Source organism: Halomonas sp. H33-56 (assembly GCF_040147035.1).
GTDB classification, from domain to species: domain Bacteria; phylum Pseudomonadota; class Gammaproteobacteria; order Pseudomonadales; family Halomonadaceae; genus Halomonas; species Halomonas litopenaei.
Map to the genome: position 1 here is coordinate 2,534,791 of NZ_JAMSHP010000001.1, position 13,480 is coordinate 2,548,270.

At 65.8% G+C, this 13,480-nt stretch carries 10 protein-coding genes; 4 read left to right on the forward strand and 6 right to left on the reverse strand.

Features of this window, described 5'->3' with window-relative positions:
* Window positions 1-45 precede the first annotated feature (45 nt).
* Together NFH98_RS10700 and NFH98_RS10705 are read left to right on the forward strand one after the other, a co-directional pair.
* Window positions 46-810, forward strand: coding sequence for a FadR/GntR family transcriptional regulator (locus tag NFH98_RS10700; RefSeq protein ID WP_231498686.1), 765 nt, complete (start codon window positions 46-48; stop codon window positions 808-810).
* Window positions 811-914: 104 nt separating this feature from the next.
* Window positions 915-1,544, forward strand: a complete 630-nt coding sequence (locus NFH98_RS10705) for a CDP-alcohol phosphatidyltransferase family protein (RefSeq protein WP_349622668.1) — start codon at window positions 915-917, stop codon at window positions 1,542-1,544.
* A gap of 103 nt (window positions 1,545-1,647) precedes the next feature.
* Here the strand turns inward: NFH98_RS10705 and NFH98_RS10710 are convergent, their stop codons facing one another.
* Together NFH98_RS10710 and xylB are read right to left on the reverse strand one after the other, a co-directional pair.
* The gene (locus NFH98_RS10710) at window positions 1,648-3,072 is read right to left on the reverse strand and encodes a sugar porter family MFS transporter (RefSeq protein WP_349622669.1); all 1,425 of its coding nucleotides are present in this window, start codon (window positions 3,070-3,072) and stop codon (window positions 1,648-1,650) included.
* Window positions 3,073-3,117: 45 nt separating this feature from the next.
* Window positions 3,118-3,891, reverse strand: a complete 774-nt coding sequence (gene xylB / locus NFH98_RS10715) for a D-xylose 1-dehydrogenase (RefSeq protein ID WP_045994535.1) — start codon at window positions 3,889-3,891, stop codon at window positions 3,118-3,120.
* 541 nt (window positions 3,892-4,432) lie between these two features.
* Here xylB and NFH98_RS10720 point away from each other — a divergent pair.
* Entirely contained in the window at window positions 4,433-5,659 is a 1,227-nt protein-coding gene (locus NFH98_RS10720) for an ROK family protein (RefSeq protein ID WP_348814297.1), read from the forward strand.
* Window positions 5,660-5,742: 83 nt separating this feature from the next.
* Here NFH98_RS10720 and NFH98_RS10725 read toward each other — a convergent pair whose 3' ends face one another.
* From NFH98_RS10725 to NFH98_RS10740, 4 genes are all read right to left on the reverse strand, one after another.
* Window positions 5,743-6,690, reverse strand: a complete 948-nt coding sequence (locus NFH98_RS10725) for a Gfo/Idh/MocA family protein (RefSeq protein ID WP_348814298.1) — start codon at window positions 6,688-6,690, stop codon at window positions 5,743-5,745.
* A 263-nt stretch (window positions 6,691-6,953) separates the two neighbouring features.
* Entirely contained in the window at window positions 6,954-7,883 is a 930-nt protein-coding gene (locus tag NFH98_RS10730; protein WP_349622670.1) for a LysR substrate-binding domain-containing protein, read from the reverse strand.
* 592 nt (window positions 7,884-8,475) lie between these two features.
* Window positions 8,476-10,278, reverse strand: a complete 1,803-nt coding sequence (locus NFH98_RS10735; protein WP_349622671.1) for an IlvD/Edd family dehydratase — start codon at window positions 10,276-10,278, stop codon at window positions 8,476-8,478.
* A gap of 71 nt (window positions 10,279-10,349) precedes the next feature.
* Window positions 10,350-12,161, reverse strand: coding sequence for an IlvD/Edd family dehydratase (locus NFH98_RS10740; RefSeq protein WP_349622672.1), 1,812 nt, complete (start codon window positions 12,159-12,161; stop codon window positions 10,350-10,352).
* A gap of 241 nt (window positions 12,162-12,402) precedes the next feature.
* Here NFH98_RS10740 and NFH98_RS10745 point away from each other — a divergent pair, with 241 nt between their 5' ends.
* Window positions 12,403-13,437, forward strand: coding sequence for a TRAP transporter substrate-binding protein (locus tag NFH98_RS10745; protein WP_108133327.1), 1,035 nt, complete (start codon window positions 12,403-12,405; stop codon window positions 13,435-13,437).
* The last annotated feature ends 43 nt before the right edge of the window (window positions 13,438-13,480 follow it).

Below are 13,480 nucleotides of genomic sequence, written 5' to 3' on the forward strand. Positions count from 1 at the left end.
TGCACATTCGCTAGCATCGTCACTGCATTCGCCAGGAGCAAGTCAGTGGCCGTCCCATCTCGCAGCAACAGCAAACGCCCCAGCGTGGCCGACTACCTGGCCGAGGCCATCTTCGGCGGACGCTATCGCCCCGGCGACTTCGTGCCCAAGGAGGTCGACCTGGCCGAACAGTTTGCACTGAACCGTTCGGCGGTCAGGAGCGACCTGCGCCAGCTGGTGGACGTGGGCATCATCGAACGCATTTCCGGCCACGGCTCCAAGGTGCGCGAGGTCGAGGCCTGGAACATCCTCGACCCGTCGGTCACCGACTGGATGACCCGCTACGCGGCTCCCAACCCCGAGATCCAGCGCGAGATCCTGAGCTTCCGCCTCGACGTCGAGCCCTACGTGGCGATGACCGCAGCCCGCCGCGCGACGGCCCGCGATCTGGTCGCCATCGAGGAGGCCTTCGAGGGCATGGAAAGCGCCATGAACGCCGCCGAGGGCGACGCCAAGCGCTTGCACAGCGATCACGACATCGCCTTCCATGTGGCCATCTTCAAGGCCACCCGCAATATCGTCTGGTCCCAGCTCTCGCATATCCTGCGCCCCTCGATCTACCTGCTGATCGAGACCTCCAACGAAAGCGCCAGCGACCCCGAGGACAGCCTCGAGCGTCACCGCGAGCTGATGGAGGCGATACGCACGCGGCGTCCCCAGGACGCCTTTCGCGCCGCCCAGGCGGTGCTCGCCGGTACCGCCGATGCCCTGGGCATCAAGCCCGGCGACTCGGTGCTCGGCAGCGACCTGGAGTTGCCTCCTACCGGCTAGTCAAGGCCCTGTGGGAGCCGCCATGCTATGCTGGCGGCCTGGCGCAGCCCACGCACCCGCCAGCCCCGTCCCCCTCGCCTAGCCCGTCAAAAAGGATCTTTGACATGGCCTCCGTGTATGATTTCAAGCCTCGTTTTCAAGCCCTGCTGCGTCCCTTGGTGGGCCGCCTTCACCAGCGTGGCGTCAGCGCCAATCAGGTCACCCTATTGGCCGCCGTGCTGTCACTGCTGGTGGCGGCAGTGGTTGGCCTCAACGTGCAGACGCAGCTCTGGTTCGTACTGATCGCACTGTGGCTCCCCCTACGCATGGCGCTCAACGCCATCGACGGCATGCTCGCCCGTGAACACGGCCAGCAGACGGCCCTGGGCGGCTACCTCAACGAGCTGTGCGACGTGGTCTCGGACGCCGCCCTGTTCGTCCCCTTCGCGCTGCTGCCCGATACAGGCCCCGGCGCCGTCCTTATCGCCATGGTGCTGGCGATCATCGTCGAGTACGCCGGCGTCATGGGCCCCCTTGTCGGGGCGACCCGACGCTACGACGGCCCCATGGGCAAGAGCGATCGCGCCCTGGTCATCGGCATACTCGCCCTGATGGTGGCGGTGGGCCTGGCGGCAGGCTGGTTTATCGCAGCGGTATTCTGGCTGATGGCGGTGCTGATGCTGGTCTCGCTGTACCATCGCGTCCAGCGTGGCATCGCCGAGGCCACTGGAGACGACAAGACCCCGGCGCCTTGATCTCGCCGGGGTCCCACCATCAGCAGGCGTGGCACCTAAGATGCAGGACGACAGCCCCGTTCACCATGGGCAACCCGCCTGCTGCCCAACCCGAACGCATGGGTTACTCGTAGGCCATCTGCTCAAGCTCCCGTCCACGGGTCTCCTTGACCCACTTCATCACGAACACCACCGAGCAGGCCGCGAAGAAGGCGTAGACACCGTAGGCCCCGGCAAGGCCGATTCCCGCCAGCATGATCGGGAAGGTCATGGTGATGGCGAAGTTGGCCAGCCACTGGAACAGCCCCGAGACCGCCAGTCCCGAACCGCGCACCTGGTTGGGGAACATCTCACCGAGCATCACCCACATCACCGGCCCCCAGGACACATTGAAGAACAGCACATAGGCGTTGGCCGCCAGCAGCGCCAGCACCCCCATGTCACCGGCCAAGGCCAGCTTTCCGTCGACCATGCTGGCGGTGGAGAAGGCGTAGGCCAACAGGCACAGGGTCAGCGCCATACCCACTGAACCTGCCCACAAGAGCGGCTTGCGACCGATGCGGTCGATCAGCGCGATGGCGATCAGACAGGCGCCGATCGACACCGCACCGCTGATCACGTTGATCAGCAGGGCATCACCCTCGGAGAAGCCCACCGCCTGCCACAGCACCGCACCGTAGTAGAACACCACGTTGATCCCGACCAGCTGCTGGAACACCGCCAGCCCGATACCGACCCAGACGATGCCGTGCACCTTGCCACTGGTGGCGTTGATCAGGTCCCTGAGGCTCGGCACATGGTCGGCGTTCAGCGACGCCTTGATCTCGGCGACCTTGGCCTGCCCCGCCTGCTCGCCGAGCAGGGTGACCAGCACCCGTGTCGCCTTGTCGTCGCGTCCGCGACTGATCAAGAAACGCGGGCTCTCCGGGATACCCAGCAGTGCCAGCAGAAAGATCGCCGTCGGCAGCATCTCGATCCAGAACATCCAGCGCCAGGCGTCGAAGCCGAACCACAGACTGGCGGTGGAGGCGCCGGCGATCTTGGCCAGCACATAGTTGCTGACGAAGGCGATAAACAGCCCCGAGATGATCGCCACCTGCTGGATCGTGGCCAGCCGTCCGCGCCGCTCGGCCGGCGCCACCTCGCTGATGTAGGCCGGCGTCATCACGCTGGCCGCGCCCACCGCCATGCCGCCGAGCACCCGGTAGATCACGAACTCCAGCGAGCCGGTCGCCACCCCGGAGCCCCAGGCGCTGACCAGAAAGAACACCGCCGACACGATCAGCAGCGCACGACGGCCGTAGCGATCGGCCAGGCGGCCGGCGAAGAAGGCACCGATGGCGCAGCCCAGCAGCATCGAGGCCACGTTGAAGCCGGTGCCGACGCTGTCGGAGTCGAAGGCCGTCTGCAGACCATCGACGGTGCCGTTGATCACGCCGCTGTCAAAGCCGAACAGAAAACCGCCGATGGCGGCGATACAGCAGATGGCGAACACATAGCGTTGTCGCTTTAGCGAGGCGGCGTCCGCCGGTGAGGATACGATAGGCATGCTGAACTCCTTGTTGTTGTGATATCGCGATGGAAAAAAGCTGGGTCACAGCCAGCCGGCGTCCACCCAGTGGTTGTGCGCGGTACAGCCGCTGGCCGCGTCGGAGGCGAGAAACACCACCATCGCCGCGACGTGATGAGGCTCGAGGCGCACCTTGAGCTTCTGTTCGGCGACGATCTGGGCCTCCTGTTCGGCGCTGTACCAGCGGGACTGGCGTGGAGTCTTGACGTTGCCGGGGATCACGCAGTTGACCCGGATGCCCTGTTCACCCAGTTCCTGGGCCAGCGCCCGGGTCAGCCCCTCGATACCGGCCTTGGCCGTCTCGTAGAGCGCCAGGCCTGCCTGGCCCAAGTGCCAGCTGATCGAACCGAGGTTGATCACCGCACCGCCGCCACGCCTGGCCATGCCCGGCGCCACCGCCTGGGTGGCGAACACCAGGTGGCGGAGGTTCACGGCGATGCGTTCGTCGAAATAGGCCGGGGTGATGTCCGCCAGACGATGGCGATCGTCATTGGCCGCGTTGTTGACCAGCACATCGACATCACCGATCGCGCTCAGCACCTCGTCGAGACGCGCTAGATCGGTCAGGTCACAGTGATGGAATTGCAGCCGATCGCGGCCGGCACCCTGCTCGGTCAGACGCGCTACCAGCGCCTGGGATGGCGCCTCGGCGAGGTCGAGAAAGTGCACTTCGGCGCCCTGCTCGACAAACGCCTCCACCAGCCCCTCTCCGATTCCCGAGCCGCCACCGGTGATGACCACCCGCCTGCCCACAAGGCCTGGATAAAGCGCCACCGGTCCTCTGTGTTCCTTCGTCATGTCAGCGTGACTCCCGTTGCTGTTGTAGGGGTTGTACCTAAGCCATCCAGGGCTTGCCTGGAAGCGCCTGCGCTCGTCGACGTATCGGCTTGGCCTGTTGGAGGCGGCTCGCGTCACCGCTTTCGCCTTTCGATCGGCGAAGTCTTTCGATTGGCGAAGCCTTTCGTCTGGCGAGATCCGTTCGTCCGACGAGAGATGTTTGTTATTTCTCTTTACTAATATTTCGTTAGTAATTTGTCCTAACTAAGTGCACAGTCTTGTCGAGTCGGACGCCTTGTGCCATTGCACTTATGTCGAACAGAAGCCTCCCAGCGGAAAGGTGCTTGATGGCGCCCGGTGCTCTTCTGAAATCCAGTGCTCTTCTGAAAAGCGGCACAGGCGTCGCACGGATTCACTCAGGATCCTTGTTCGGCCGATGTAGCCGGGCGATGCAGTCGGGCGCTACTGTACGGCGCTAAAGTCCGGCGCTGCGGCTCGTCGCCCGCCTTGGTACACTCGACGCGACCTTCCCCATCCCTGACAGGGTCGGAGACTTTCGTTCATGACCGCCTCTTCCACCGCCGGCGACCTCGGTGCGCTCAAGTCACGCAACCGCGCCTCTCTGCTGGAGTGGCTGCGCCGCCAACCCGGGCTGACCCGTGCCGAGCTTGCCCAGCGCACCGCCCTGACCAAGGTAACCGTCGGCGCCGCCGTACAGACGCTGCTGGACCAGGGCTGGCTGGTCGAAGGCGATCTGCTGCGTGGGGGTAGCGGCCGCCCCGGACGGGCGCTGTCCCTCAATCCCGACAGCCATGCCATCCTGGGCATCGAGATCGGGGTCCATGGCCTGCACGTGCTGGCCATCAACTTTCATGGCCAGATCCTGGCCCAGCGACACCAGGCCGCGGTGCCGACCCGGCCAGACGATACCCTGGATCAGATCGTGCCCATGGTGCGCGAGCTTATCCGGACGGCGCTTTCACACAGGACACTGCTCGGTGTGGGACTGGCGGTGCCGGGGCCGACGTCGCCGGAGCAGTCGCGGCTTAGCCTGGCGCCCAACCTGGGCTGGCGAGACGTCCCGCTGCTCGAGATGCTCAGGCAGCGCCTGCCGGAACTCGACGATGATTCGAGACGATTCTGGTGCATGGACAACGAGGCCAAGGCAGCGGCCTTTGGCGAGCTCTATTGCAGCCCGTCCAGCGGCCAGGAGGCCGCGACGCCGTCGTCACTGTTGTACGTCAGCGCGGCTACCGGGATCGGCAGCGGGCTGGTAGTGCAAGGCACGCCGCCCCGGGTGATTCGCGGCGTGCATGGGCTGGCCGGCGAGATCGGCCACACACTCCTGGCGCCGGGGGGCAAGCCGTGTCACTGCGGCAACCACGGCTGCGCCGAGACCCTGGTCAGTGGCTGGGCCCTGCGTGACGCCCTGGGTATCGAGGCCGGCGCCTCCTTGAGCGAAGCCATCAAGCATCACCGCGACCCCGACCTGGTGGCCGAGACCCTCAACCAGGCAGGGGAAGCCCTGGGCCTGCTGCTGCTCAATCTCCACCTCACCCTGAATCCCGAGCGCATCGTCATCGGTGGCTCGCTGGTGAAGCTGGGCGCACCGCTGCTGGACCCGGCGCTTGCGTTCTTCACTCGTCATCAGAACCATCTGCTGCCACAGGCGCCGCCGATCCCGGTGCGCATCCTCGACGACAGCCTGGCGACTGCCGCCCGCGGCGCTGCCGCCCAGGTACTGTGCCAGCTGCTGGCTCGCCACGACGAATTCGCCACTGACGAATAACCCGCTGCTTCTGGCGGGTTCAGCTCACACCAAGTGAGCGACGACGTCGTGGGTCATCGAGAGATCGACGCGAAGTGTCGTGTTCACGCGCTGCCATCATCGTCGACGAAGGCCTCGGTGGTCTGGCGATGCCCCAGCATCAGGGCGTCGGCCACCTGCTGCAGCGGCGTGATGTCCATATCGCGCTGGCCAGCCTCGAGCAAGCTGTGGAAGTGCGCGTAGACGCCCTGGTATTCGCGCTCCGGCTCATCGATCAGCGTCTTTCCATCGACGATAAGACGGGCGCCCCCAGCCTCCAGGGTCAAGCTTCCCCCATCGGTGACGAAGGTCATCTCCCAGCACGGCGGATCCTCGTGGCGGAAGTCGAAGTCACCGCTCAGCAGGACGCCATCAGCGGTACGCCATTCAAGCGTCGCCGCGATGGGTGTCTGGGCGTTGGCGGGCACGACCAGATTGGCCCGCTTCAAGAAGAACGGATCGGGCAGCAGTGCGGTAACGATGGACAGGGCGTTGATGCCCGGATCGAACACCCCCATGCCGCCGGCTTCCCACAGCCAGGCCTGGCCTGGATGCCACACCCGCACGTCCTCGTGCCAGCGAATATCGACGCCCTCGACCCGGCGTCCAGCGAGCCAGTCAGCGGCCGCGGCGATGCCCGGGGCAAAGCGCGAGTGCCAGGCGGCGAACAGCGTAAGTCCCGCCTTTTCGGCCTGTGCCTTGAGGTCCTGCACCTCGGCCAGGGTGGCCCCCGGCGGCTTTTCCAACAGCACCGCCTTGCCACGGGCCAGCGCCTGACTGGCGAGCCTGTGGCGCAGATGGGCAGGGGTGCAGATCGCCACGGCGTCGATATCCGGCTCGGCGTCGAGCATCTCCTCGAGACTTGCGTAGGACGCCACGTCCTCCAGGCGCGAATGAGGGTCCGCCGACGCCACCAGCTCAAGACCTTCGGTGGCTCGGATGGCGTCCACATGCTGATCCCGGACGATCTTGCCGGCGCCGGCCACGCCCAGTCGAAACGGCTTCGCTTTCATCTGCTCCATCTCTCCCCTCTCATTCCACTTTTCCCCTCATCCATCTCTTCCATCTCCATCAGCGCCCCCGTCTTCTTTCCTGCCTCTCTTGGCTCTCTTGGCTCTCTTTCCTCTCCTTCCTCTCCCCCCCCTCTCTTGCCTTCCTCCCGTCGACGCACGCCACCGTCAAGCGGGCCGACGAAAGGCCGCCAGCTTAACGCAAGAACAAGGGCAAGAGCAGGCGCCAGGGCCAGGCCAGACGGTCTGCCGTCGGAGCAGGGGGTTCAGCCACCCAGCAGGCCGGGGCGGTGGGCGCCGGAGCTTGACCACTGCTTGAACGCCGAGGCCACTTCTTCGGCCAGGGCATCGACCGCAGCGGTTGCCCCTGGCGTTCGCAACAGCACCAGTTGATAGTGCCCCAGTGGTGGCAGCCCTTCGGACTCTGCCAGGGTGACCAGTGGCGGCTCCACCAGGCTGCGAGGCAAGGCGGACACCGCCAGGTCGGCGTCGAGTATCGCCAGATGGCCGGCGCAGTTCTCGCTGACGTAGGCGATGCGATAGTCGACATTGGCCCCATCCAGCGCCGACAGGGCAAGCTTTCGCCAGGCACAGCCGGCGTTGGCCACCGCCAGCGGCAGCGGTCGCCGCTGGTGCGCCGCCCCTCCTCCGCGTCCGACCCATGCCAGCGCTTCCCGGTGGACCACCTCACCCCGGGCGCCAGCCAGGCCTTGCGTGCCGGCGGTGATCAATGCCACGTCGACCTCGCCGGCGTCCAGCCGCGCCACCAGATCCTCACTCGGCGCCACGGTCACGTCCACCTGGACCTCGGGAAAACACCGCGCAAACCGCGAAAGCACCCACGGCAGTACCCGGGTCCCGACGTCGTCAGAGGTGCCCAGACGAACGCCGCCCTGCAGCGGCGCCTGCAGAAACTGGGAGACCGTCTCGTGGTTGAGCTGCAACAGACGCCGGGCATAGCCCAAAAGCTTTTCGCCCTCGGGCGTCGGCACCACTCGACGCGCATGGCGCAGCAGCAGCCGCTGTTCGAGCGTCGCCTCGAGGGTCTTGACCTGCATGCTCAGGGCAGAGGGTGTGCGATGCACCTGTTTTGCCGCACGGGAAAAGCTGCCATGTTCCACGATGGCAACGAAGTTGCGGACGATGTCGAGATCCAGCAGCGGCAACGGACGTGCGCTCAAATGGTCGCTGTGCATGTCACTACCATTTTCAATTTATCTGAAAATAAAGTGTAGAGACTTTCGCTGGAATGAACCACAGAGGACGACCATGCTGGCAGACATCCCGATACCGATCGGGACAGGACGCAAGGAGGTGCGCCATGCGCTTCCTGCGAGCGCGAACAGCGACGACGTCTCACCGCCTGCCCGCGCGCCAACGATGCGAACAGGCCACCCCGTGCAGACGGTGGTTGAACCACACTCTGGAGGTAGACCATGCGCCCTTTTGATCCTCCCCTGCACCAGCATGATCGCAGACACAGACGTTCGACTCGGCTACCCGAGATCGTGCTGCCATGCTCTCCGCCGCTGGGCTTGATCTCGACCCTGGAGCGCTGGGTCAGGCGAGCCTTGCGCCGCAAGCATCAATAGCAAACTTCGCTCGTCGACTTTTCGGACGAAGCCTGGCGAACCTGGCCCGTCGACTTTCCGGACGAAGCCTGGCGAACCTGGCCCGTCCTCCCCTTGCCCGTCAACTTGCCCGGGCACCCACCGACAAAACAGCCCGCCCCCGTCAACGACGGGGGCGGGCTGGCTGGCGGTGTCAGCACGGGTTGACGTGCGTCGTTCAGTGATTGTCCCTGGGCGGACTCTGGCGCGCCACGTCGCGGTAGGCGTCGGCGCCGCGCAGGGTCATGCCGCGATCCAGTGGTTCGATCAGGGTGCGCTGTATCTCCTGCCACGGCGTCTGGTGGGCCGGATAGGGATAGCCGCCCTGGGCGTCGAGACGCTGTCGACGCTGGGTGATTTCGTCATCGTCCACCAGCAGGCGGACCTCGCAGCGGCCCAGATCCACGCGTAGTCGATCGCCGGTCTGGACCAGCGCCAGCGGCCCGCCGGTGGCGGCTTCCGGCGAGGCGTTGAGGATCGAGGGCGATCCCGAGGTCCCCGACTGACGCCCGTCGCCCAGACACGGCAGCGACTCGATCCCCTGGCGAATCAGCGCCTCCGGCGGCTGCATGTTGACCACCTCGGCGCCGCCAGGATGGCCCACCGGTCCCGCCCCACGCATGATCAGGATGGTGCTGGCGTCGATGCCGAGTTCGGGATCGTCGATGCGGGCGTGGTAGTCCTCGGAGCCGTCGAACACCACCACCCGGCCCTCGAAGGCATCCGGGTCGTCCGGGTTCTCGAGAAACCGCCGACGAAAGTCCGGCGAGATCACGCTGGTCTTCATCAGCGCCGAGTCGAACAGGTTGCCCTTGAGGTTCAGGAAGCCGGCGTGTTCGACCAGCGGATTGTCGAAGCGTCGGATGACCTCCTCGTCCTGCGTCTCGCGGCCCGCGATGCTGTCGGCCAGGCGGCGGCCGTCGACGCCGGTGACGTCGCCGTGCAGCAGACCGCGCTCGAGCAGCTCGTGCTGTACCGCTGGCACCCCGCCGGCACGATGGAACTCCTCACCCAGGTAGGCACCCGCCGGCATCACGTTGGCCAGCAACGGAATCCGGTGGCCCAGTCGCTGCCAGTCGTCGTTGTCGAGCGCAACGCCTGCATGGCGGGCGATGGCGTTGACGTGGATCGGCGCATTGGACGATCCCCCCAGCGCCGAACACACCACCACCGCGTTCTCGAACGCCTCGCGCGTCAGGATGTCGAGCGGACGCAGGTCCTGCCATACCATCTCGACCGCGCGCTCGCCGGTGTCGTAGGCGACCATCGCGCGTTCCTTGTAGGGCCCGGGAATCATCGCCGACCCCGGCAGGCTCATGCCCAGCGCCTCGGCCATGGAGTTCATGGTGGAGGCGGTACCCATGGTGTTGCAGTGGCCCACCGAAGGCGCCGAGTCGCTGGCCCGGGCAAGAAACTCGGCGTAGTCGATGTCGCCGGCGGCCAGACGCTTTCTCAGCTCCCAGATGATGGTGCCGGAGCCGACCCGCTCGTTGCCCCGCCAGCCATTGAGCATGGGGCCGCCGGACAGCACGATGGCCGGAATGTTGACCGTCGCCGCCGCCATCAAACAGGCCGGGGTGGTCTTGTCACAGCCGGTGGTCAGCACCACGCCGTCCAGCGGGTAGCCGTGCAGCACTTCCACCAGGCCCAGGTAGGCCAGGTTGCGGTCCAGTGCTGCGGTGGGCCGGCGCACGTTCTCGTGGATCGGATGCAGGGGGAACTCGAAGGGCACCCCGCCGGCGGCGCGAATGCCATCCTTGACCCGCTTGACCAGCTCGATGTGGTGACGATTGCAGGGGGTCAGGTCGGAACCGGACTGGGCGATGCCGATGATCGGCTTGCCCGAGGTCAGCTCATCGAGGGTCACCCCGTAGTTGAGGTAGCGCTCGATGCACAGCGCGGTGGTGCCCGGGTGGTCGGGGTTGTCGAACCACCAGCGGGAACGCAGCTGGTCGGGAGTAAGGCGGGGGCGCTGGGTCATGGTGTTCTCCTGCGGTTGCCGCCGGCATGCGAGCGGCAACGGTCTGCCATTGGGTGCGAAGGTCGGGGCGCTCAGTGGGAGTGTCGCGGAACGTCCGCGCCACGACAGCCCACCAGAAAGTCGAAGTCGCAGCCTTCATCGGCCTGCAGCACGTGCTCGATGTAGAGCTGACGGTAGCCACCGCTGGAGGCGATACGGCGCGACGCCTCGGTGGGATCGCTGGCGGACAGGCGCCGCTCGAGCTCGGCCTCGTCGACGTCCAGATGCAGGCGCCCGTCGTAGGCATCCAGCTCGATCCAGTCGCCGTTCTCTACCGCCGCCAGGGGACCGCCGGCCGCCGCCTCCGGCGCCACATGCAGGACCACGGTGCCATAGGCGGTACCACTCATGCGAGCGTCCGAGATCCGCACCATGTCGGTCACGCCCTGGGCCAGGAGCTTCGCCGGCAGGCCCATGTTGCCTACCTCGGCCATGCCGTGGTAGCCCTTGGGACCGCAGTGCTTCATCACCAGCACGCTGTCGGCATCGACCTCCAGATCCGGGTCATTGATCCGCGCCTTGTAGTCGTCGAAGTTCTCGAACACCACCGCGCGACCACGGTGACGCATCAGCTCGGGGCTGGCCGCCGAGGGCTTGAGCACCGCGCCCTTGGGCGCCAGGTTGCCGCGCAGCACGCACATGCCACCGTCGTCCACCAGTGGGTTGTCCAGCTCACGAATCACCTGATCGTTGTAGAGCGGCGCATCCTTGACGTTGTCCCACAGGGACTGGCCGTTGACCGTCAGCGCCTCCTTGTGGGGCAGGCGGTCTGCCTCACCGAGGCGCCGCAGCACCGCCGGAAGCCCGCCGGCGTAGTAGAACTCCTCCATCAGAAAGCGCCCCGACGGCTGCAGGTCGACGATGGTCGGGGTGCCGCGCCCTACCCGGTTCCAGTCATCGAGCTCGAGCTCGACGCCCATGCGTCCGGCGATCGCCTTGAGGTGGATCACCGCATTGGTCGAGCCACCGATGGCGGCGTTGGTGCGAATGGCATTCTCGAAGGCCTCCCGGGTCAAGACCCGAGACAACCGCAGGTCCTCCTTGACCATGTCGACGATGCGATTGCCCGACAGGTGTGCCAGCACATAGCGGCGCGAGTCCACCGCAGGAATCGCCGCATTGTGGGGCAGTGAAACGCCCAGCGATTCCGCCATGCAGGCCATGGTGGAGGCCGTGCCCATGGTGTTGCAGGTGCCGGCGGAGCGTGACATGCCGGCCTCTGCGGCCATGAAGTCGTGGATCGAGATCTTGCCTGCCTTGACCTCCTCGGACAGCTGCCAGACCACGGTGCCGGAGCCGATATCCCGGCCCTTGTGCTTGCCGTTGAGCATCGGCCCGCCGGTGACCACGATGGCCGGGATGTCGCAACTGGCCGCCCCCATCAACAGCGCCGGAGTGGTCTTGTCGCAGCCGGTCAATAACACCACGCCGTCCAGCGGATTGCCGCGAATGGCCTCTTCCACGTCCATGCTCGCCAGGTTGCGGGTGAACATGGCGGTGGGACGCAGATTGGATTCGCCGTTGGAGAACACCGGGAACTCCACCGGGTAGCCGCCCGCCTCCAGCACGCCCTTCTTGACGTGCTCGGCCAGCTTGCGGAAGTGGGCGTTGCACGGCGTGAGCTCGGAGAAGGTGTTGCAGATACCGATGATCGGGCGGCCATCGAATTCGTGGTCAGGAATCCCCTGATTCTTCATCCAGCTGCGGTACATGAAGCCGTTCTTGTCCGCACTGCCGAACCACTCGGCGCTACGAAAGCGTGCCTTCTGGGGCACTTCGGTCGCCGCTTCGTCGCTTGCTGCCTCGACACCCACGCTTGGGGAATCCTGATCACTATCGGCCATTGCCTGGCTCCTTCAACTCTGTCACGGGGCGAGCGGCAACCGGTCTGCCTGCTGTCTCGGGCCAATCGCTGGCCTTTGACGTCATGGAGAATACCGACCCGCTCGTCGGGTCCTGGGCAAGCCTACGTCGCGGGCGCCACAAAGTACACACATACGAAAGTATATGTTGAACATACTTGCAACTCGGTCAAGACTTGCCGCCACACCAATAACGATCACGCTCTCATCAGGGAGATCGACCATGCGAGCTATCCCCAGGCTTTCCCGTCTTGCCGCCTCCATCGGTGCGGCATCCATCGCCATCACTGCTGCCGCCAGTGCCCAGGCCGCTGAATACGAGTGGACCTTCCAGGCCTCCGAGACCGCCGGCGAGCCGAGCTTCAAGATCAAGCAGGAGTGGGCCGAGCGCATCGAGACCATGACCGATGGCCGTGTGGCCATCGAGGTGTTGCCGATCAACTCGGTGGTAGGTCCCACCGAAACCCTGCAGGCGGTGAGTTCCGGCATCCTGCAGGGCCATATGACCGACCCCAGCTACTTCTCCGGCCAGAACCCGGCCTTCGGCATGCTCGGCAACCTGGTGGGCGCCTGGAACGACCCCTATGACTTCCTCGAGTTCATGAACAACGCCGGCGGCGAGGATCTCTACAACGAGCTGGTGGAGCCCTACGGCGCCCATCTGGTGGCGGCGGCGACCTTCCCGCTGGAGTCGATCCCGTCCACGGTGGCCATCGAGTCGCTGGAAGACTTCGAGGGACTCAAGATTCGTGCGCCCCAGGGCATGGTCTACAACATCTTCGAGCGCATCGGCGCCACGCCGGTCAACCTGCCCGGCTCCGAGGTCTACACCGGCCTTGAGAAGGGCGTGATCGACGCCGCCGACTCCACGGTGCTGTCGAACAACGACGCCCAGGGCCTCCACGCCTTTGCGCCCTACCCGCTGTACCCGGGCTTCCACTCCATGCCGATGATCGCGGTATCGGTGAACAAGGATATCTGGGACGGCCTGCCCGAAGACCTTCAGACCACCCTCGAGACCGCCTTCGACGCCATGGCCTACGACCTGATCGCCCGACTCAAGGCCCAGGACATCGAAGCGCTTGCCCGTCTCCAGGCGGACCCGGAGGTTCACCCGTTCGACCTGCCCGACGAAGAACGCAAGGCCTTCCGTCAGGCGGCTGAACAGGAATGGCAGGAGTGGGCCGGCAAGAACGAGATGACCCAGAAGGTCTACGACGCCGCCACCGGCTTCCTGACCGCCCGCGGCCAACTGTAAGCATCGCCAGCCGTCCTGCCCCCGATGGGGGCCCTGCCCCCCG

Excerpts from the sequence above, each read along its gene's own strand:
- NFH98_RS10730 (WP_349622670.1), bottom strand. The coding sequence starts at position 7,883 with ATGCACAGCGACCATTTGAGCGCACGTCCGTTGCCGCTGCTGGATCTC.
- NFH98_RS10740 (WP_349622672.1), bottom strand. The coding sequence starts at position 12,161 with ATGGCCGATAGTGATCAGGATTCCCCAAGCGTGGGTGTCGAGGCAGCA.
- NFH98_RS10735 (WP_349622671.1), bottom strand. The coding sequence starts at position 10,278 with ATGACCCAGCGCCCCCGCCTTACTCCCGACCAGCTGCGTTCCCGCTGG.
- NFH98_RS10720 (WP_348814297.1), top strand. The coding sequence starts at position 4,433 with ATGACCGCCTCTTCCACCGCCGGCGACCTCGGTGCGCTCAAGTCACGC.
- xylB (WP_045994535.1), bottom strand. The coding sequence starts at position 3,891 with ATGACGAAGGAACACAGAGGACCGGTGGCGCTTTATCCAGGCCTTGTG.
- NFH98_RS10745 (WP_108133327.1), top strand. The coding sequence starts at position 12,403 with ATGCGAGCTATCCCCAGGCTTTCCCGTCTTGCCGCCTCCATCGGTGCG.
- NFH98_RS10705 (WP_349622668.1), top strand. The coding sequence starts at position 915 with ATGGCCTCCGTGTATGATTTCAAGCCTCGTTTTCAAGCCCTGCTGCGT.
- NFH98_RS10725 (WP_348814298.1), bottom strand. The coding sequence starts at position 6,690 with ATGAAAGCGAAGCCGTTTCGACTGGGCGTGGCCGGCGCCGGCAAGATC.
- NFH98_RS10710 (WP_349622669.1), bottom strand. The coding sequence starts at position 3,072 with ATGCCTATCGTATCCTCACCGGCGGACGCCGCCTCGCTAAAGCGACAA.